We start from the raw sequence: 20,723 nt of genomic DNA, 5'->3' as shown, positions 1-20,723 counted from the left end.
GCCTACCGTCTTTAGTGTCCTAACTAATATCGCTCTAAATGATTGAGAATATGTGGAAAAACATCTACATCAGCCTGACGCCCAAAGATACAATCTATGTGCGCGTAATTGGGGATCACCTTACGCGTAAATTGCTCATCACCAAAGGCAAGACAAAGACGTTCATAAGTTTTTTTCGTGCTCTCAGGTAAATAGCATTCGTTATCTGCCCCGCTAATAAATAGCGTCGGCACGTTTAATCGGTTGATGTGTGGCATGTAAACGTCCTTGCCATCTGCATCAACCAGTTTTCCTGCGCGACAAATTGCAGCAAGGTGCTCTAGGGTTTGAATATTGGCTTCGGCAAATAGTTCATCAATATGCTCATGCAGCAAATCGGTTAACTGATCATGACGGTATAAGGAGGCGTACATAAAGGTCACGCGATGGCAGCTGTCATTATTGCATCGCCCCTGTGCTTCAGCGAGCGCGTACAAGCCTAACGCCTTATCATACAAAGAGGCAAGCCCATTGCTCTGCTCTGGTACACGCGCCGTTAGCGAGTCTACGCCCAGCCTTTCTAAAAATGAGGGGAGGTGTAAACCTGTTTTCATTTTTGTTGCCATCGGTACCACGACGTCCGCCGCAATTTGTGATGCAACAACACTGCGAACCCCTGAAAGGCCGCGAAGCATAGACATAAAGAAGGTCGTAGCACCATAACAATGCACCACCGCCTGAATACTATCTGCTCCCGTGATGGTTCGGATCTTGTTCACCGCGGCTGGGTAATCGTATTTCGCTACCTGATCGCCATTTGATTGCTTTGCGGCAGCAGGCAACAAAATACTGACTCGATAATCCAATAGCCACACGTCATATTGGTTAGCGACTAGGTACTCGACTAAGTTGGTATCAATCATGTCGGTGGAAAAGATACTCGAAGCAACTCCCAGACCATGCACTAACATAACTGGGCCCTTGTCACCGCCACGATAACGAGTCAGCGATAGCTGCACATGATCAGCTGTATCAAACAAGTATACTTCAGGTGTTGGAGCCCTTAGCGGCCGCTTTTTGCGCACCAATTCACCACTGTGCGTTTTTTCTTGGTAAAAAATACTGCCGTAACTTTGATATAGTGTGCCCGCAAAAAATTGCCCAAAGCGCGCGATGACTTTTAAGCGAGCCGCTTTACTCTCGGCATGACTTACACGAATAGTGGCAAGCTGCGTCACAAAATCAATCGGCGCTATCTTCATAATACCGTGACCACATACGGCCCCTTGAGTATCTTCTCCTTCATGAATATCAACAAATAAGGTTGTAGTATCATCCCAAAGATCGAGAGAGTTTGGGTCGTCTTTGATTAACTTAAAGGCATTAAAGAAGTACTGCTTGCCATCCTCCGCCGTTAAATTCATTTTATAGATCATCTTCCGAGTATTTGGAGGAAAGGCCTGACGCTCAAACAAACGAAACTCACCATTGCGAACGGTCAGTGGTTTATCAGAAAGCAGATTGCACTCAACGCGACCCGAAATATGCGCTTTATGTTGTGGGTCGGTCAACATCACCTCTAGATCCGTCGAGGTGACCGTCAATACAAACGACAGCGTTTGGTTTGTTTCTTGACCCTGCTGATAGGCAGCCAAGTAGGTTTGTAAAGAGGTAGTGCTTGGCTCTACCACGCGACTAAAATAGCCCTGCATGCGCTCTGTAAACGCCAACCCTGTTGTAGTCGGCTCAGCGCTACGGGAGCGGCTTGATGGCAATTGATAGTCAATTTGCCAATCACGGTCCTTGGCGATAAGTGCACAGCAGCGCTCCGTCAATGCACTTATCGTAAGCAGCGGATTGACCGCAAGCGACGTTGGAATGATGGCACCATCTGACACATAGAGCGAGTCGTAGCAGGCATCACTCTCTCCTGTAAACACTTGCCCTTTATGATTCACCACCCCTTCGGAACCCGTCTCAGCAAGCCGACAGCCACCTAAAGGATGAACTGTAACCAAGCGATTATTCAACCACGGTGACCAAATTGGGTTTTTAACATAGGTGCCACCGAGCGCCGCTGTCGCTTGAAGCAGCTTTTCACTCGCATGATGAAAATTAGGCTGAGATCCTAACTCTGGCCAACGGATGTTCAACTTGTCTTGCTCTAAAGTTATGACACCTTGGCTATCGTCATGGCTCATTACTAAGTAGGTTTGAGTATGTTTTACCGCACCATGATAAGCGCCTCGCCATTGGCTTTGCCATACTCTCGCTTGCTCCTCCAAAGCGTCATAAAAACCGTGATCCGTGTCGAGCCCAATTACACCCGCAGCACTTGCAAGCGCAGTTGGTAACACTCCCGCCATGGCGCCGGGTAAACTTCCCTCTTCAATAATCATTTGTTGCGCGCGTTCGCTCGCTTCACGAAGATCGATTGCACTGGTGATACAAGGTCCTGTAGGCGCTTTGCCTTCTGGCTCTAGATTACCAACCCCAACACCATCGATTTCGGTGTCGCAGTTATAGCCAAAACCCAACATATCGCCATTACCAGTAAAATGCTGACCAAGTTGCGAAGAGATAGCCAAACCACGACTTTGGCTACGCAATAAAATTTCATTACTGCCCAGCGTGCCTGCAGCCAAAATCACAAGATCCGCCTCAACAAATAACGGGGCTGCAGAAAAGCACTCTGCGCCGGTTCCCATGTCTTGGTAAAACACCCGCCAACCGAAGTCGGTTTTCTCCAAGTAGCGCACACTGGCCTGGCAAAAAATTTCTGCGCCATGATTCCAAGCATCCGGTAAGTAATTCATTCGAGTGGTATTTTTGGCATTGAAATTACAGCCAGACACACAGTCTCCGCAGTTATTACATGCTTGCTGCTCAACACCCACATGGTTAACGCCACCTTCAGGCATCGCAAAACATACATTGATTGGTACTTTATTAAAGGGAGCTTCTAATGCATTTGCCGACTGCTGGTGAGCCTTCAGTTTATTCAAAGTTGGGTAATATTCAGGGTATAAGGCAGGTTTCAGCATCTCTCGAGCCCGCGTGAATCCCTCTTCCAACAAGCCATCCTCATCATCTCTAATCGCGTGTGGCCATACTGGGTCTTTCAGTACTGCATCTACTGGGGGCAAAGCAACATTGGCATTGATAAGAGAGGTGCCACCTAAACCACAACCGACGACGACATTCTGTTCACGGTGCATATGAATATCAAATAATCCCAAATGAGAGCCCTTGTGTCCTGTTTGGCTATTAAACTGCAACTCACCAGCGGCCTCCAACTCGGTATCCGGAAATTCTCCCGTTAAAAACTCGCGCCCTCGCTCAAGTAGGCAGACTGATTTTCCGGCTCTCGCCATACGTGACGCAGCGATAGAACCGCCATAACCACTACCGATAACAAGTACATCGTAATGCGGCTGAATTGCCGCCAGAGGTGAAGAAATTGGTTTCATTTGCTTGATTCCCTCTTCTTATTTTCGCTCACCACCTTGCCCGTGGCGATGCTATCCGTGAAGTATCCTCCATTGGAGGCATACTGACCCTAGCAATAAGAGTAGAGCATTTATTGCACAATGGCGCAGTGCACTGGTTAAATAATCCGGAGGATCAGCGGCAACAATAACAAACACCCCACGCCCCAAAGAGTTTTATTGTTTGTCAGCAAGGCTGCGCGATACCCCACCATCAACCCAAGGGAACCCAGCTTTGGCACCAGCCAAAACAACAATCCAGAAAATAGCAGCGTTCCTGTGATCACCAATAGGCTCTCAAACACACCACCGAGTTGATAACGGCTCAGCCAAAGCGCCAAGGCAATAATCACGCTTTGGTGCCAGAGATAGATGGGAAACACCACTTTATTGAGCCTCGTAAGCAGCGGGTGAGGACGGTTAAGATAACGCGCCGCTAATGCTAATATCAACAACACCGCACACACGCGCTGCAACACCAACACAAGACTCCCACTCCAAGTAATGAAGGTTGTGCGCGTATCTTGCTGCAACCAGTAAAAATGATATAAAAGCAAAATAATTATGGCGTTGACTGCACAAACCGATAGTAGCACTTTACCTTGCCGAGCAAGCCAAGCCCAAAACCGATTATGCTTAGCAAGCAGATAACCTGCGAGCAGAAAAACAAACCCCTGAAATTCTCTTTTGCTATCGCCGTCCAATACTAGCTGAGCCCAAAGTAAGCTTGCAAAAGCCAGCACGCTTAGTAGATAAGTTGACCAGCACAAAGTGATAAAGTGCCGTAGCATTACTTGATGCTTTGAATTGAAAACAATATGCAGTGCAGCAAGGAGCAAAGTAAAACGCCATAATTCTCGCAAATACCACAAGTGATTGACATCAACATGGGGCCAAATACCGCTTTGATACCGACTGAATAAAGGGCTGTTAAAATCAATAAACTGTTTGTAAAAATCAACAAACCCAAGCGTTAATCCAGCATTTTGCTGCATTTCTGCGTACAGTTGTACGGGCACAACAAGCCATATACCAAATAATAGCGGGAGCAATAGCAAAGGAGTACGAAAGAGCATGGCTGTGCATGCACCTTGTTTATCAAAAATATATCTAAGCGCAACTCCCGAGATAAACCAGATAAGCAACATGCGCCATGGTGAGATCAGTAACATCAGATATTCCAGCCAAACCGAAGTATAAGCACTTTTGTAGTGAAAACCCCAGTTAGGTACATATAACATAGCGGTGTGATAAAAAATGAGTATCGTAAATGCAATAACACGCAGCCAGTCTAGCTCTACTCGCCGATTTAAATGATCCATGTTATTTTCTTTTTGAAAGTAAACTTACCCCTACAGTGCGCCAATACAGCGTACAAACAAACGAAGTTTGCTTAAATAACAATAGCTAGGGATAAACCGTGGAATAGAGGGATAAAATAAGTGACCGCTTTGCATCCAGTTGCTAGAGTAAAAGAAAAACTCAAACCATGATGTTTTCACGTACCTTTATTCAGCAGTTCCACCCTTTGATGGCAATGGCATTACTCGCCCTCTTTCTAACGATTAATAACACCTTGAATGCCATTACTCTGATCATGGATGCCAAACGAGATGCGCAGCTCGATTTTGTGCTGTGGGAACCTTTCGTATGGGAATATACCAGTGCTGCTGCCAGTTTAGCCTTAATTCCTGCCATATCTTGGTATTTAAACGCATTTCCTTGGCAGTGGCACAAACCTTTTAATGTCGCTTTTAGCTTTTTTATTGCCTCACTGTTATTTTGTTTTGGCCATGTTGGCATCATGGTGTTATTACGTGAAACGATTTATTTTAGTTTGCAACTAGATTACAACTTTCACCTTTCTTGGTTTGAACTTATCTATGAATATCAAAAAGATGCATGGAGCTTAGTGTTTTTTATTGCACTCATAAAAGCTTATCAATTTAGTGTCTCCCATATGCTTGGTGAAGCATCTCCGATAAAACAAGAAAGCGATGAAGATGAAACACTCCACAAACCTATTCATCACTTATTGGTACGTAAGCTTGGTAAAGAATTTATCGTTAAAGTTGAAGAGGTTGAGTGGTTACAGTCGTCTGGAAATTACGTCAATCTACACGTAAATGGCCGCATTTATCCGCTACGTTCCACGCTTGCTACGTTATGTCAGCGCTTAGACCCCGTTGGCTTCGTGCGTATTCATCGCTCTTTTGCTATTAATGTGTCTAAAGTGGTAAGTATTACGCCGCTCGCCAGCGGTGACAGTGAAATCGCATTGCTAAGTGGGAAAGTATTAACGCTCTCGCGAACCTATAAAACACAGTTTAAGCACCAACTAAGCCTTGAGTAAGTGAGCAATACACAATTACCAAGTAACCGAGTGTTATTGCGTTAATTCCATTAATCAATGCTAAATGCTGTAACGCTAAAGTTCATTTTGTATCCATTTCATCACCCTACACTACACAGCCGCAACAGGTAAGGTGCCTATTTTTGCATTTGCACCGAATTTATATACAATCTTATGCAGTTCAGATGCCTCATTGGACTGCATAATAAAAGGATAATAAAAAAGGCTCTATGAAAAACCTCATCACTCCATTACTTGCAGCAATCCTGCTGCTAAATGGCTGTAGCCAAATACAGCAACCTCAACAGAATGAACCAACGCCAGATAACGCCGTACAATCTACTCATAACAAGCCAAAAAATACAGTCAAAGACGAAGCTAAAACGGTGGTTAAAACGCCATATGATCCACTCGCAACTGATGATTTATGGCTCCGTATTAAAGATCAACTCAGCTTTGCCGATTCCGACGATAAGCGTGTAAAACAACGGATTGATTGGTACCTCAGGCATCCCAATTATATGGATACCATCAGTGAACGTGCAGCGCCGCTACTTTATTACTTAGTAGAAGAAGTCGAAAAGCGCGATATGCCAATAGAGCTTGCATTGATGCCGCTAATAGAAAGTGACTTTAACACCCAAGCCTATTCTCACAAGCATGCTTCAGGTTTGTGGCAACTCACGCCGCTGATCGCAAAACATTATGGTGCCAAGATCAACGCTTGGTATGACGGTCGCCAAGATATCGTAGACTCGACCCGCGTCGCATTGGACTTTTTGCAATACCTCCACAAACGTTTTGATGGTGATTGGTATCATGCCATTGCCGCCTATAACACAGGTGAAGGTAGAGTGCTTGCGGCCATTGAACGAAATAAAAAAGCAGGTAAACCAACTGACTTTTTCCATTTGAAGCTACCACGTCAAACCAGCCACTACGTACCAAAGCTACTTGCGGCATCACAGTTGTTAAAGCATGACTTGATGAAGTTTCCTAAGATCCCTAATCGCTCGCTGATCAGCGTTATTAAACTCGAACAACAAGCCATTTTATCTGATCTCAAAGGCTGGAAAGAAGTCGAGGTATTAAATCCAGGCTATGCACGTTTTCCAGCATTACTCGGCGGCCCTGAGCATATTGTCATTCCCACAGCGCGCGTGTCAGAGTGGCAAACCATGCTCACACACTTACCAAAAATGCCTGCAGATACATGGCAACATTACACTATCCGACGTGGAGACTCTCTCAGCACCATTGCAAAACGCTATTCGCTAACCGTCGCCGAGTTAAAAACCTTTAATCAATTAAAGAGTGACCGAATTCGTGCAGGAAAAAAGCTAATTTTGCCCATTTTGGCTGACAAACAACTGGACTATAAGATAAAACACGGCGATAGTTTATGGCGCATAGCTAAGCAATTTAATGTCAGTGTCGCTAAGCTAAAGCAATGGAACCAGCTATCGACAGATAGACTGAAAATTGGCGATACGTTACTCGTATTTCTGTCGCCTTAGGCCGTAGTGTCAGTTGGATAAATATGTCAGAACATAACAATAATAACTTACCCTCTGAAAATGTAGCCGAAACGCAGGCAGCAAAGCCTGCTCGGCCACAGCCACACAACTCAAGACACTCAAGGGGCTCCTTTAAACTTTCTCGTTCCAAAATGAATACCATTTTGGCTTTGTGTGCGATGTTTATTTCCGCAGCGTCGTTTTACGCAACTTATCTGCAAGCAAAGGCTGCTCAGGAGCAAGTTTCCGCAGCCGAAAAGCAGCTAAAAACTGAAACTTGGCCATGGCTTCAATTTAGCTATAGCAACTTTGATTTAGACTCCACTCAAGCAACCATTCGAGTCGATATTCGCAATTCGGGGACCGGACCTGCCATAATCCACTACATTAAGTACGAGTTTGATGGCGAAAATTACTTTGATGTTACCGAACTTATGGATGCATGCTGCAACCTCAATGCCTATCAAGCAGCGCTTAGCGATGCTCAAAACGAAGAGTCAAATATCAATTATCTAAAAAAGTTTGGCTGGTATGTTTCCAGTGCGCCACAAAAGATTTTGCTGGCAGATGGCGACACTTTCAACATTTTTACCATGCCAAAAAGCAATTTTAATCGTGGATTATGGGATAAAATTGATGCCCACAAATCGGTTTTTAAGGCAGAGGCCTGCTACTGTTCTATACTAAAACAGTGCTATACCACGAACGAAAAAGCAGTGATCACTGAGGTACCTAGTTGTTCAACGACACCGACAAATTCTATCAACGAGTAATACAGCATCTATTGCAATTTGAGGGCGAGGTACTGCATTTGTACCTAGACGTAAATGCCAATCCGACGATTGGTGTTGGTTTTCATATGCAAAGTGTTGAGCAATTTTGCCAGTTACCAATGCGGGATAGGCGCTCTAAACGGTCTGCCACCTTGCAACAAAAGCGCGATGAATACCGTAAGATTAAGGGCAAACCCAGCGGCTACAAGGCTTCTTGGTATGCGCAATATACCGAGCTTACCTTGCCACCAAAAGCGTCTAAACAATACCTTAAAGAACAGATCAAAGAATTTGAACAGCATTTAGTGCACTTTCTTGCCAAGCAAGATACCGGTAGCATTCCTTATCAGTTGTTACCAACCCCCGCTAAGATTGCGCTGTTGGATATGGCTTACAACCTCGGTACCAGTAAGTTATTTTTGGCTTTCCCTAATTTGATTAAAGCCGTCAGCGCACAAGATTGGCACAGCGCAAGTAAAGAGTGCAGTCGCCTACATATTAGTCCAGCACGAAACGAGGCCACCAAAAAGCTATTCCTCAAGTGCGACAAATACCAGCGTTATCAACTCACTTGGTTTGAAACTTTGGTTAAAAAGCTAAAGCGCTGGCTGTCTTAAGTTCAGCTCAGAAAAAATGACTCAATAGGGTCATAGATCAAGCCACGCTCATTGCGGTGAGAATGATAGAGATGAAATTTCTTTACTGTGAGTGAAAAAGGCGTAATGGGCTTCGTAACACTCGGCTCTGGCTTACAATTTCTAAATAGTGTGATATGTGGTGAGAACGGATGCGGATTATGATAGAGATCGCATTTTTCTCCAAAAGCACGCAGTGGATTGGCTAAATCAAGCAAAGCTTGTGGTTTTTGTTCGGGCTTTAAGTAAAAAATACCATTGTGCTGCCAGTAGCCATAGTCACCAAAGGAGAGTGTAAATTTAGGCACCGATAAACTACTAGCAAAATCACAAAGCTCGGCTACTTGTGACTCTTCTACCATAGCAAGAAACGCCAGTGTAAGATGCCAATTACTTGGTTGTGTATTGGCTTTACTGGCACTCACGCTATCCACCAGCCACTGACCGATATGCGCTCGAACGTCGTCATCCATGCCAATACCAAAAAACAATCGCTTTTGCATCTTACACCTTTACCTTAAGGTTTAATAAACTAAGGCTTAACTAACCGTTTGCCTACTAAAGTTAGCATAACCCCAGCAGAGAAGCATAATAAGCCAACAAATTGCAGCCAGGCGTTTTCTACACGCTCACTAAATTTAGGGCCTTGAAAACGATAATGCCTTCTACCATCGGTTACCGTTTCGGTATAAGCGCTTCCCCTATAGTCTGAGAAAAATACCGTTTTTTTGTCTAAACGTTTCGCCATGGCAAGCTTAACTTGCTCCACAAATTCAATATCGCTATTCCTACTATGAGGAACAAGGAGAAAGCGCCACTTTCTATATAGCTCGACGGGCTCACCGGCTTGCAATACACCTTGAGATTCATATTCAAACAGCTTTTCACTAAAAAATATCTGTTTGTAGCCACTCCAAAATAATCCGACACCGAGAGACACTAGCAAAATAGCCAACATCGCAAGTTGCTTATATTGCTTTTGTTTTGATTGCTGATGTTGCTTATACCAATATTCGATGTCTGGAATTTGGCTTAATTCTTCACGTTTCCCTTGCGCTGATAAGGTTTGCATACACTCATCTAAGGATAAATTGAGCGCCGTTAGCAACTTTCTAAATACCTCGTTAGAAGGCACGGATTTGTCGTTTTCTAGTTTAGATAAATAGCTTTGCTCAACACACATTTGCTCAGCTAGCTGAGGTTGGCTCAAGCCTTTTTGTGTACGGATCTGTTTAATAAAGTGTCCTAGTGTCATCACGGTCATCCTCGCTTATTATTGTTGCGACCTCGCACATTCTTGGCAATTCCTTGGTAAATACCAAGTTGAATATTTAGGAATAAGCATGAATATCATAGCATTACGAAATATTCATGGTTTGAATTAAAGTTTTGATTAAAAAGCACAATAAACAGGCCCACGTTTAGATCAATACAATGCCTTTTGGTGCAGCCGTGCGCGAAATTCACTGGGTGTACACGCCTTCAACGCTTGAAAACGACGATTAAAATTAGAAATATTATTAAAACCACATTGATCCGATATCACACTAATGGGAGAGGCGGAGCTAATTAATAGTTTGCAGGCCTTGGCAATACGCAGCTGATTGATAAATTCCGTCACAGTACGCTCCGTGCGCTTTTTAAAGAAACGATGAAAGTGATTGGTGCTCATGTGCACTTGTTGTGCAAGCTCATCGGCGCTTAATTTGTCGGTGTAATTGTCATAGATATAGGCAATAACCCGGTCGAACTTGTCTTTCGCGGGGTCATGGCGGGCGTCAAAGCGAAAGCCACTACTGGCTAAATGTTGATAGTTCGATGTCGTCATCTGCGTTAACATTTCGAGTAAAAGCACAAAGCGCATTAACGGCTCGGCATCCGCGATTTGCTCGAACCACTTTTTCGCTTGCCTTGCGATTTCTACAGGAAATTTAACGCCACGGCGCGCTGCATTTAACAATTCAGATAAGCCGTGTAATTCAGGGTGCTGGGCCACTAAAGACTCCAACCAGTGCGCAGGTATTTGTGCAACATGGACAACATGAGCGGAGTGATCCGGATTCGGTTTTGACTGCCAAGTATGTGGTAAGTCAGGACCTAGGATAACCAAATCTAAGTCTTCGTAAGGGGCGATATGATCGCCCACATGACATACACCGACACTGTTGAGCGTCAAACAGATCTCATATTCCGGATGATAGTGCCAATTAAAGGGAATTTCGGGCAATTGATACAGGCAATAACGCCATGAACATCCAGGAGATGGTAGTACTTTCTCGTACATCGCTCGCATAGCAATTTCCTTTTACATTAATAAACTTATTTAAAATCTGCATGTTATAAATTTTAAAACAACTGCTCGTTACACCTAGTTGCACACCATGCAAATTCAATCACCAAACAATATTAATCTATCGAAATATAGCGACAGCCTGAAGTGCAGTGAAGTATTTTTGTCAAATTACGCTCATTTAAGCGTGAAAAGTATCATTAGTAGATAGAAATATACCGCTTAAAAAACACTCAAGGCGATACCCTAGCTTCTGCCAACAACAAATAGGAACAATGGGCAGAACAATGAAAACAACTAAGTTGAAGCAATTTAAATTGAATAAACTTGCCGCCATCGTGACAGCAAGTACCTTATCCCCCCTTTTACTCACCGCTGCACCATCAGCATTAGCCGAAGAACAAAGCGCAACAGAAAAAGTCGAAGTGATTGAAGTAAGAGGCATTCGCCGCTCGCTTGAAGCTTCAATGAACACCAAGCGCTTTGCAGATGGTATTGTTGATGCTATCACCTCGGAAGATATTGGTAAGTTTCCCGACAAAAACATTGGTGATGCGCTACAGCGTATTTCTGGGGTTACGGTCGACCGCCAATATGGTGAAGTAAGTGGTGTTACTATCCGTGGTACCGCGCCCGAGCAATCGCGTATTTTATTAAATGGCCAATCCGTTGCCAGTACCGATTGGTATGATTTGGGTCCATCGACGCGTACTTTTAACATGGAGCTGTTATCAGCAGAGCAAGTTTCGGCAGTTAACGTCTACAAAACGCCTGAAGCAAACCTTGAAGAAGGTGCGCTGGGTGGTACAGTGAATCTTATCACGCGTAAGCCACTGGACTTAGATGCACACACTTACATGGTGTCAGCAGAAATGGGCCGATCTACCTTGTATGATGAAAATGATATAAGTGGCTCATTTTTAGGTAGCTGGAAAAGTGACGATGAAAAATTTGGTGTGCTCGCAGCATACTCTATTGAGAACCTGACTTCAGGCCGTCACGTTATTGAATCCATTGGTGGCTACTATGAATATTTTGCGGCGGATCAAGACACGGGACAAGCATCTACAGTGGGCGCTTGGGCTATCGGCTCGCAAGCATTCAGAGCTGAGCGCGAGCGCACCAGCGCGCAACTTACCGCGCAATTTGCACCAAGCGATAACACCGAATTTGCGGTAGACTACTTTCGCTTTGAGTTTGACAATCCACATGTAAACCATAACTTTCTTACCGTAAGTGCCCGTGGTGCAGGTGCTGTTGATGTACAAAACAACGCTGCAGGCGGTACACAGCGTGCGCGTATTTTGCCAGCTTACGCGAACATCATATACAACCCTACTGTTCGTAACGCCGTAAATATGGAAGTCGATGCTTTAAACTTCAGTGGTAAATACGTCGGTGAAACTTTCGAGATTAGCGGTGTTATTGGTCGATCAACATCTGATGGTGGTACACAGTTTGGCTCCTCAAGTTGGTGGATCCCGGCAACAGATGAGGGTGGAAAAATTGGCGATCCAGCCTTCCCTAACGGTCAAAATAGTACTGATGGCGGCTTTACTTACGATGCATCCGGCCCTTATCAAATTTGGTTTGATTCGCTAGACCCAACCGATGCCTCACAGCTCAAATTTGCTCATGAATCGAACTTCCAAACTACGATTCAAGAACATGAGGTAAGTTATGCGCAAGCCGATATCAAGTGGATGCTAGAGCATGATTACTTCAAGAACATCAAAGCGGGTGTGAAGGTTAATAAAAACGAATTTGCACGTATCGCAATACAAAGAAATCCAGCGGATGTTGTTGGTTTTGTCCCTGATGGTAATAGCTTAGCTAACTGGAGTGATGGTATTTTTACCAATCTTCATTCGCAAACGGGCGGACATATTCTTAATTCATACGCCAAGCTCGATGAAGATAAGTGGTGGAATTTTATCACTGGCAAGTATGAGGCGGGTGAATTAATCGAGCAGCAAGATTTTGGTAAAACCTACAATGTCGAAGAAGATATGCTCGCTATCTATGTGCAAAGTGAATTCAGCGGTGAAAACTTCCGCGGTAATATCGGCTTACGCTATGTGGATACAGAACAGCAGTCCAGCGGTTATGTTGATAACACGGTGTTCGATGAAACGGTTGACTACGACAACTGGCTACCGAGCATCAACTTCGCTTATGACTACAGCGACGATATTATCATCCGTGCGGCCGCCTCTAGCGTTATGTCTCGAGTTAATTATAACGACTTAAAACCAGGTCTAGCGATTGATGCTAACTTTGGTTCTGCCACCGGTGGTAACCCGAACCTTAAACCATACGAAGCAGATCAAGCTGATATTGGCGTCGAATATTACTTTACCGAAGCTTCCTTGCTCTCAGCAGCCGTTTTTGTGAAGAAAATTGACAACGTTGTCTTTTCTACCGAAGCGATTGAATATGTAGACGGATGCGGTACCGACCCTTCTAAGTATGATCAATGCCGAGTCACACGCCCACGTAGTAACGGAGACGGTGACGTAACAGGGATAGAACTGCAGCTTCAACATAGCTTTGATAATGGCTTCGGCTTTATTACTAACTACACCTACGTGGATAGTGAAACCACCACACCAGATAATGCAAAAGAAATGGTGCCGGGAGTATCTGAAAACTCATTCAATGGCTCGCTATTTTTCGAAAACGAGCAGTTCAGTGCACGTATCGCTTATAACTGGCGTAGTGAATGGATTGGCGTCGGTGCAGCACAAGCGGTGCGCAATGATAGCTACCAACAATGGGATGCATCGTTGGTGTGGCATGCAATGGAAAATCTGGATGTCAGCTTAGAGGGTGTAAACCTGACCAATGAGGTTATTCAATCTTACGACACCAACTACAACTTAACGCAGAACACCATTGAATTTGGTACGCGTTATTACCTTGGCGTCAGCTATAAGTTCTAACCTCGGAGCCCCAGTCGCTTACGGCTGGGGTCATTTGCCTATGAAAACTCATTTGCCTATGAAAACAATACAGTCACTCACCATCCTTGGTGGCGGTACAGCCGGTTGGATGTGCGCAGCCTACCTTGCAAAGCATCAACCCAATTTATCAATTACGGTGATTGAGTCATCGAGTATTGGCAGAATTGGCGTTGGCGAAGGCTCAACGCCACATTTGCAGCTTTTTATGCAAAGTCTTGGTGTGAAAGAACGCGATTGGATGCCCGCATGCCAAGCAAGCTATAAAACCGGGATCTATTTTGATAACTGGAATGGCGACAATGGCAGCTATTTCCATCCCTTCTTCTCTGAAATGGATGCAAAAACAGCGGAAGTCTACTTTGTCAACGCCAACGCCAGACGTCGTGGTAGCGAATATATAGATAAGCCCGAACATTACTTTTTAGCCGCAGTACTTGCCGACAAGCAACAAGCACCACTGCCACAGCGTCCATTACCAAGGGCGCTTGAGTACGGCTATCATTTTGATGCGCAAAAGCTTGCAGATTGGTTAAGGGCATTTAGCCTAGCGCGAGGCGTAATGCATATTCAAAGTACGGTGAGTAGCGTACAACATCACGCCAAAGAAATTATTGCACTGACACTTGAGTCGGGTGCACAGGTGAAAAGCGACTTTTACGTCGACGCCTCAGGGTTTAACGCCCTGCTGATAGAGAAAACACTCGAAGTGCCCTTTATTTCCTTTGCAGATCAGTTACTCAATGATTCAGCTGTCGCGATTGCCGGCGATAAAATAAACCCGCTACCTTCAAGCACTTCAGCTATCGCGATGCCGTGCGGCTGGCGCTGGCAGATCCCGCTACAAGGCAGAACCGGACATGGTTACGTGTACAGCAGCGCACATACCACCACCGAAGAGGCTGAGGCTCAGCTGCGTCAAGCCGCACAACTCGATAAAGGGCAAGCCAAACACCTCACCATGAAAGTGGGCATGATGACACGCAGTGTTGAAGGCAATGTGTTTGCTATTGGTCTCGCGCAGAGCTTTATTGAACCACTCGAAGCCACCGCGCTGATGGTCACAGGTTATAGCATTGAGTTATTGAATAGGCTGCTTTCACAACAGCTCGAGGTACAAGCCATCAATCAACAACTGTCAGATCTGGTGCTCGGTATTAAAGAGTATGTTCTGGCACATTACGCCACCAGCAAGCGCGCAGATACGCAGTATTGGCATGATGCAAAAGTCGCGGCACTGAGCTTAAGCGAGCTCGATGAGCTGCTCACACACTGGCGTAGCGGTGGTGATTTTGATGCTTGGCTCAACCAACACAGGATGTACTCTCCCTATATTCGTCCCAGTTGGTATTGCTTACTTGGCGGCATGGATCATCGCGATAGCACCTGCCAAATGCCCTTTGATCAAGCACCACAGCATATCGAACAGGCGGCCAAGGCCTATCTAACGAAGCTTAGTGATGAGCATTTTACTGCCCATACAACTGCACTGGAACAAATACAGCGAGCACAAGCATTCCGCGCATAACCCAATTGCGGGTGGTGGTGAGATTCCCCTTGATCTTTTTGTTTGTCTGCCCACAAGCGAGATCGCCACGCCATCACCTGCTCTCTAATGAAGGTGGAAATACAACATGAGAAAAAGCTACCTAGTGATTGCCTTAGTATTGGCAACCTTTTTTACGGTGTCCTTTATCACCAATATTTTAGGCGCGATTTTTCCAGCACTAATAGAAAGTTACAGCATAGGCCTAACGCTCGCGGGGTTTTTCCCATTCGCCTTTTTTATCGCGTATGGTGTGATGTCTATTCCGGCGGGACTGCTAGTTCAGCGTTTTGGAGAAAAAACCGTTATGCAGCTCGCATTTACCCTTGCTGCAATTGGCGCAACGACCTTTGTGCTAATGCCAACGTTTGCCATTGCCATGGTTGCGTTGTTTATGCTCGGCTGTGCCATGGCACTACTGCAAGTGGCTATCAATCCACTATTACGCGCTAGCGGTGGTTCAGAACACTTTGCCGTGCTTTCGGTGTTTGCGCAGTTGATGTTTGGTGCTGCCGCAACACTCGCGCCTCTGGTGTATAGCAAACTACAGTCTCAAGTCACCACCGCAGAGGGATTTGGCGGGGCACTTTCTGGTGTTATCCCAGCAGACAAAGCTTGGCTAAGTATCTATGCGGTATTCGCTATCCTAAGCGTCGTGATGCTATTGCTCTCGCAATTTACGCCATTTAGCGCGGTACCCGAGCAGAAAAAGCAGCAGCTGAGCTGGTCACAAAGTATCGGTTTTTTTAAAGATAAAACCGTATTGAAATTTTTTGCCGCCATCGCCGCTTATGTTGCGCTAGAACAAGGTGTCGCTAACCTTATTTCCGTGTTTTTGCAGCAATATCATGGCCTAGACCCAGCCACCGAAGGCGCAAAAGTGGTGAGCGAATTCTGGTTATGCCTAACCTTAGGCTGTTTACTTGGACTGGCACTACTTAAACTTATTGATGCACAAAAGCTTTTGATTTTATTCAGCTCTGGCGCTGCTATCGCACTACTAAGTGCGTTATTCGGTAGCACTACCGTAGCGCTTATTGCTTTTCCAATTGTGGGATTCTTCCTCTCCATTATGTGGTCGGTCATCTTTGCTCTGGCATTAAATTCATTCAAAACCGGCCATGGCGCAATCACAGGGATTTTATGTACCGGGATCATTGGCGGTGCTTTTATGTCTCCCATCATAGGTTTTGCGGCTGAATTGAGTAACAACTTACAACTTGCTGCCCTGCTGTTACTACTGCCACTTAGCTATATTCTGAGTGTTGGTGTATGGGCTAATCCTTTGATTAAAAATAAAACTTTTGGCAATAGTCAAAAGACGCTGTCTCAACCTCTAAATGAAAATAGTTAAATTACGATGAATCACTCTTTGTTATGTATTGACTTGGGAGGCACCAAAGCGCTTGTGGCTTCGGTTGCCCACACTCAGGTCGAGCAGGTACGCCAGTATGCGGTGCCTAGTCAGGCCAACTTAGACCAAGTTAATGCCTTTGTTATCCGTTTAATTGAAGAAAACCTAACGACCGAAACAACTGGTATTGCGATTGGCGTACCAAGCACACTGGATGTGTGCAGCGGCACCGTGCTGACAACACAAAATATTCCTCATTGGCAAAATGTGCCTCTGAAGGGATTGTTAGAACAGCACTTTTCTTTGCCCGTTGTTGTCCATAATGACGCAAACTGCTTTGCATTTGGTGAATACTTATATGGTGGCCACCATGCCAACAACCTAATTGGCGTATGCCTTGGCACAGGCATTGGTGCCGGTTTTGTGTTTAACGGTAATTTATATACGGGTAACCATAGTGCTGCAGGAGAGCTAGGCAACTTAAGCTATCTTGATGGAATTATTGAAGATTATGCTTCAGGACAATTCTTTGGGCGACAAGGAATTGAAGGGAGATGGTTGGCCGAACAAGCACGCAGTGGCGACCCATTTGCACTACAACAATTTGAGACTTTTGGCGGTCACGTTGGTCATGCACTCGCGCAAGTAGTCATGGTGCTGAACCCAGATGTCATTGTACTAGGCGGCTCCGTGACGCATTCATATGACTATTTTAACGCCGCACTTGAAGCCAAGATGCAGCAGTTGCTTGGCAATGCTTTATATCAATCCGTTCGTGTCATTCCAAGCACCTTAAATCACGCGCCACTTTTAGGGGCATACGGATTGTTTCAACACAATAAAATTAACCATGATAACAAGGAACTAGCCAATGAAGTTTAATCGGCTTATGGCCCTACTTTTTGGGGTGTCGTCACCCCTTTATGCGCTCGACCAAACCGCAGTAAACTGGTTAGGCCAGAATCTTGATGTGAAGTACACCTTGCTAGATAGCAAGCCAAGCACCTGCCCCAAGGCACAACAAAAATGCTATTACTCAGAGCTGAGTTTTAGCGTAGCTACAGAAAATACCAAGGCAAATAATGACTTTGCTATCTTTTTTAGCCAACTGATGCCGATTTACCAAGTTGAGGGCGATAACTTTGCCATCACCCATATCAATGGTGATATTCACAAAATCACGCCTGCAGCAGGGTTTAGTGGGTTTTCAAGTACTCCCACTACCGTGCGCTTTTATACCAAGGACTCTCAGGTTACACGCTCGGAATTTATGCCAAATTATGTTGTAACGGACGCGCAGCTTAAGCTCACCCCACAAGTGATCAAAAGCACGCAAACCCAGCACGATAACGACACAGGACTTGAGCTACAACCTTATCTGACGTCATTTGATACGCTCAACCAGCTGCAAACCAGCAGTAAAGATGACACGCCGTGGATGGGCAGCGAATACTTATATCAACATCAAGTGAAGCCAACGCTCAATGCTGCAATTGGGCTGATACCAAAGCCCAAACAACTGACAGTGCTGTCCGATAAACGACTCAATCTAGCAGCCGGTATTAATCTGCAACTTTCAGGTATTTCAGCTGATGCTATCGCCATGGCACAACAGCGACTCAATACCCTCGGGGTAAAAAGCACCAAGGACGGACTTGTAGTTAATGTCGCTGTAAAGCCAAATAAACAATCAAGTCCACATTATCAACTGACGGTCGGCAAAAATAACATCTCAATCCAAGCCAATAACAGCGCCGCTGCATTTTATGCGCTACAAAGCCTTGCAGGACTGTTGGATATCAATGATTTGAGTATTCCCATGGTGGATATTATTGATACACCAAGGTATGACTTTCGTGGTTTACACGTCGATGTTGCCCGCAACTTCCGCTCCAAAGCCTTTATTTTACAAACCATTGAACAGATGGCAGCGTACAAGCTAAATAAACTGCACCTTCATTTAGCGGATGATGAAGGCTGGCGCTTAGCCATCGACGGTCTTGATGAACTCACCTCTATCGGCGCGTACCGCTGCTTTGATTTGACCGAAACTCGCTGCCTATTGCCGCAATTAGGCGCAGGGAATGATAAAAACGCGCAAGTGAATGGCTTTTACTCTGCAGAGGATTATATTGAGATCCTGCGCTATGCCAAGGCGCATCATATCGAGGTGTTACCCTCATTAGATATGCCTGGTCACTCACGTGCTGCAATCATCGCCATGGAGGCGCGATATAAAAAGCTGACGGCACAAGGCAAACCAGAGGATGCACAGCAGTACCGGTTAGTAGAAGCTGCTGACAAGACGCGTTATAGCTCCATTCAACATTACAACGACAACACGCTAAATGTCTGTATTGCAAACACTTACACCTTTATCGACAAAGTATTAAGCGAAGTAAAAGTGCTGCATGACCGTGCAGGTGTACCACTCAACACTTACCATATAGGTGCAGATGAAACCGCAGGTGCTTGGCTAGAGTCGCCGGCTTGTAAAAAATTGCAGGCAAGCGTGAAAGATTTTACTAACTTTAACGGTTACTTCATTGAGCGGATCGCAAAATTACTTGATAAAAAAGGAATACAGGTTGCAGGGTGGAGCGACGGTTTAGGTGATGTACGTGCTGCAAATATGCCAGCAAACGTACAGAGCAATGCTTGGGCGACATTAAGCGAAAACGGGCACGCCGTCGCGCATCGCTTCGCCAATCAGGGCTGGCAGGTTGTCTTGTCTAGCCCTGATGTAACCTACTTTGACTTTCCATATCAATCTCACCCAGAAGAGCGTGGTAATCACTGGGCAAGTCGCGCTATCGAAAGCAAAAAGATGTTTGAATTTATGCCAGACAACCTCCCTGCGCATGCAGAGATCTGGAAAAATACCAATCACCACGCCTACATAGCTAACGACAGCGACTCATCACTAAACAAAGGGGTTAAGTTTGCCGGGCTACAAGGGCACTTATGGAGTGAAATGCTGCGCAGTGATGCACAAGCCGAATACATGCTTTATCCACGGCTATTGGCCCTTGCAGAGCGAGCATGGCACCATGCCGAGTGGGAATTACCGTACCAAGCAGGTCGTATATACAGCCAGTCTAGCGGATATTTTACGGCTAAGCTACAGGCGCAACGTGAGGCTGATTGGCAACGATTCGTGGCTATTTTGGGCCTTCAAGAGCTGCCTAAATTAGCACAAGCCGGAATTGAGTTTCGCATCCCTGTCGTCGCCGCAAAACAGCTATCTGGAGCAAAACTCGACGCTTTTACTGCCATCCCGGGTTTTGTTATCGAAGCACAGCTTGAAAACGGCAACTGGGTGCCCTTCAATACCTCACTTAATCAAGTACAGGCGCTTAGAGCAGCGCAGCCAAACTCCGGCCGCAAAGGACGAGCTTTGAGTTTAGAGAAAAAATAACGAATAAGATCGACATGTGATGCTAAGCCCACTTAGTGCTTAGCATCTCTATCACCATTATCAGACGCAAAAGAACGTTGAAAAAATGTAATTAATAGCAAAATGTTGAAAAAGTAATAAATATGTTTTAGCTTAGTTGTTGTGTTACTTTTTTGTTCATTGAAGAATAAATCGGATGACATAACTACAATATAATGAGCTCAATCAGAGTCTATAATTTAGAAGGAATACTGAAATGAAATTATCGTTAAACAAGAAAAAAATCAAAGCTCTATCAGCTGATAAGCAAACTGTTCCAGCAGTAATGACTCCACAGGTTGCAGGCGGCGCGCTTCGTTTCAGCCAAGACAGGCTAACGCATTGTGTTGCCAATACGTGTGGTCGCCATACTTGCCCTGATATTTACTAAT

Annotated in this window: 15 protein-coding genes; 10 read left to right on the top strand and 5 right to left on the bottom strand. The window is 45.1% G+C overall.

The genetic code is table 11. The annotated features are described in order from the left end of the window. Nucleotides 1-23: 23 nt before the first annotated feature. A complete protein-coding gene (locus A587_RS0117260) occupies nt 24-3,449 on the bottom strand; it encodes a GMC family oxidoreductase N-terminal domain-containing protein (protein WP_017218588.1) in 3,426 nt (1,141 codons plus the stop codon). Nucleotides 3,450-3,586: 137 nt separating this feature from the next. After that, entirely contained in the window at nt 3,587-4,789 is a 1,203-nt protein-coding gene (locus A587_RS0117255; protein WP_017218587.1) for an acyltransferase family protein, read from the bottom strand. Between the two features lie 167 nt (nt 4,790-4,956). Here A587_RS0117255 and A587_RS0117250 point away from each other — a divergent pair, with 167 nt between their 5' ends. The 4 genes from A587_RS0117250 (at nt 4,957) to A587_RS0117235 (ending at nt 8,727) form a co-directional block, all read left to right on the top strand. Beyond that, nucleotides 4,957-5,820: a LytTR family DNA-binding domain-containing protein gene (locus A587_RS0117250; protein ID WP_017218586.1), complete on the top strand. Its 864-nt coding sequence runs from the start codon at nt 4,957-4,959 to the stop codon at nt 5,818-5,820. A 230-nt stretch (nt 5,821-6,050) separates the two neighbouring features. Continuing rightward, complete coding sequence (locus tag A587_RS0117245; protein WP_017218585.1) at nt 6,051-7,337, top strand: LysM peptidoglycan-binding domain-containing protein; 1,287 nt, start codon at nt 6,051-6,053, stop codon at nt 7,335-7,337. A gap of 23 nt (nt 7,338-7,360) precedes the next feature. Continuing rightward, on the top strand, nt 7,361-8,110 hold the full coding sequence (locus A587_RS0117240; RefSeq protein ID WP_017218584.1) for a hypothetical protein: 750 nt from the start codon (nt 7,361-7,363) through the stop codon (nt 8,108-8,110). Beyond that, entirely contained in the window at nt 8,074-8,727 is a 654-nt protein-coding gene (locus tag A587_RS0117235; protein ID WP_017218583.1) for a hypothetical protein, read from the top strand. Before A587_RS0117240 ends, A587_RS0117235 begins: the two co-directional genes overlap by 37 nt. 2 nt (nt 8,728-8,729) lie before the next feature. On the opposite strand, the gene thpR is transcribed toward A587_RS0117235, so the two are convergent. The 3 genes from thpR to A587_RS0117220 form a co-directional block, all read right to left on the bottom strand. Further along, nucleotides 8,730-9,248 carry an RNA 2',3'-cyclic phosphodiesterase gene (gene thpR / locus A587_RS0117230; protein WP_017218582.1) on the bottom strand — a complete coding sequence of 173 codons (519 nt, stop codon included), beginning with the start codon at nt 9,246-9,248 and terminating at the stop codon, nt 8,730-8,732. A gap of 29 nt (nt 9,249-9,277) precedes the next feature. Beyond that, the gene (locus A587_RS0117225; protein WP_017218581.1) at nt 9,278-10,000 is read right to left on the bottom strand and encodes a helix-turn-helix domain-containing protein; all 723 of its coding nucleotides are present in this window, start codon (nt 9,998-10,000) and stop codon (nt 9,278-9,280) included. A 171-nt stretch (nt 10,001-10,171) separates the two neighbouring features. After that, nucleotides 10,172-11,038, bottom strand: coding sequence for a helix-turn-helix domain-containing protein (locus A587_RS0117220; protein WP_017218580.1), 867 nt, complete (start codon nt 11,036-11,038; stop codon nt 10,172-10,174). A gap of 284 nt (nt 11,039-11,322) precedes the next feature. Here A587_RS0117220 and A587_RS0117215 point away from each other — a divergent pair, with 284 nt between their 5' ends. The 6 genes from A587_RS0117215 to A587_RS25210 all read left to right on the top strand — a co-directional run bounded on the left by A587_RS0117215 (nt 11,323) and on the right by A587_RS25210 (nt 20,722). Continuing rightward, complete coding sequence (locus tag A587_RS0117215) at nt 11,323-13,977, top strand: TonB-dependent receptor (protein ID WP_017218579.1); 2,655 nt, start codon at nt 11,323-11,325, stop codon at nt 13,975-13,977. Nucleotides 13,978-14,035: 58 nt separating this feature from the next. Further along, nucleotides 14,036-15,523: a tryptophan halogenase family protein gene (locus tag A587_RS0117210; RefSeq protein ID WP_232288086.1), complete on the top strand. Its 1,488-nt coding sequence runs from the start codon at nt 14,036-14,038 to the stop codon at nt 15,521-15,523. Nucleotides 15,524-15,629: 106 nt separating this feature from the next. Continuing rightward, a complete protein-coding gene (locus tag A587_RS0117205; protein WP_017218577.1) occupies nt 15,630-16,895 on the top strand; it encodes an MFS transporter in 1,266 nt (421 codons plus the stop codon). Nucleotides 16,896-16,901: 6 nt separating this feature from the next. Then, on the top strand, nt 16,902-17,777 hold the full coding sequence (locus A587_RS0117200; RefSeq protein WP_017218576.1) for an ROK family protein: 876 nt from the start codon (nt 16,902-16,904) through the stop codon (nt 17,775-17,777). Further along, nucleotides 17,767-20,313, top strand: a complete 2,547-nt coding sequence (locus A587_RS0117195) for a family 20 glycosylhydrolase (protein ID WP_017218575.1) — start codon at nt 17,767-17,769, stop codon at nt 20,311-20,313. Before A587_RS0117200 ends, A587_RS0117195 begins: the two co-directional genes overlap by 11 nt. A 235-nt stretch (nt 20,314-20,548) precedes the next feature. Next, entirely contained in the window at nt 20,549-20,722 is a 174-nt protein-coding gene (locus tag A587_RS25210) for a hypothetical protein (RefSeq protein ID WP_017218574.1), read from the top strand. Nucleotide 20,723 lies beyond the last annotated feature (1 nt).

Source organism: Pseudoalteromonas sp. NJ631 (genome assembly GCF_000276645.1).
Classification (GTDB): domain Bacteria; phylum Pseudomonadota; class Gammaproteobacteria; order Enterobacterales; family Alteromonadaceae; genus Pseudoalteromonas; species Pseudoalteromonas piscicida.
The sequence above is the reverse complement of the archived record's forward strand: the minus strand, read 5'-3'. Positions and strand labels throughout refer to the sequence as shown.

Coding starts and splice junctions, on each gene's coding strand:
- A587_RS0117200 (WP_017218576.1), top strand. CDS start 16,902: ATGAATCACTCTTTGTTATGTATTGACTTGGGAGGCACCAAAGCGCTT.
- A587_RS0117245 (WP_017218585.1), top strand. CDS start 6,051: ATGAAAAACCTCATCACTCCATTACTTGCAGCAATCCTGCTGCTAAAT.
- A587_RS0117210 (WP_232288086.1), top strand. CDS start 14,036: ATGAAAACAATACAGTCACTCACCATCCTTGGTGGCGGTACAGCCGGT.
- A587_RS0117255 (WP_017218587.1), bottom strand. CDS start 4,789: ATGGATCATTTAAATCGGCGAGTAGAGCTAGACTGGCTGCGTGTTATT.
- A587_RS0117250 (WP_017218586.1), top strand. CDS start 4,957: ATGATGTTTTCACGTACCTTTATTCAGCAGTTCCACCCTTTGATGGCA.
- A587_RS0117260 (WP_017218588.1), bottom strand. CDS start 3,449: ATGAAACCAATTTCTTCACCTCTGGCGGCAATTCAGCCGCATTACGAT.
- thpR (WP_017218582.1), bottom strand. CDS start 9,248: ATGCAAAAGCGATTGTTTTTTGGTATTGGCATGGATGACGACGTTCGA.
- A587_RS0117205 (WP_017218577.1), top strand. CDS start 15,630: ATGAGAAAAAGCTACCTAGTGATTGCCTTAGTATTGGCAACCTTTTTT.
- A587_RS0117240 (WP_017218584.1), top strand. CDS start 7,361: ATGTCAGAACATAACAATAATAACTTACCCTCTGAAAATGTAGCCGAA.
- A587_RS0117195 (WP_017218575.1), top strand. CDS start 17,767: ATGAAGTTTAATCGGCTTATGGCCCTACTTTTTGGGGTGTCGTCACCC.
- A587_RS0117225 (WP_017218581.1), bottom strand. CDS start 10,000: ATGACACTAGGACACTTTATTAAACAGATCCGTACACAAAAAGGCTTG.
- A587_RS25210 (WP_017218574.1), top strand. CDS start 20,549: ATGAAATTATCGTTAAACAAGAAAAAAATCAAAGCTCTATCAGCTGAT.
- A587_RS0117215 (WP_017218579.1), top strand. CDS start 11,323: ATGAAAACAACTAAGTTGAAGCAATTTAAATTGAATAAACTTGCCGCC.
- A587_RS0117220 (WP_017218580.1), bottom strand. CDS start 11,038: ATGCGAGCGATGTACGAGAAAGTACTACCATCTCCTGGATGTTCATGG.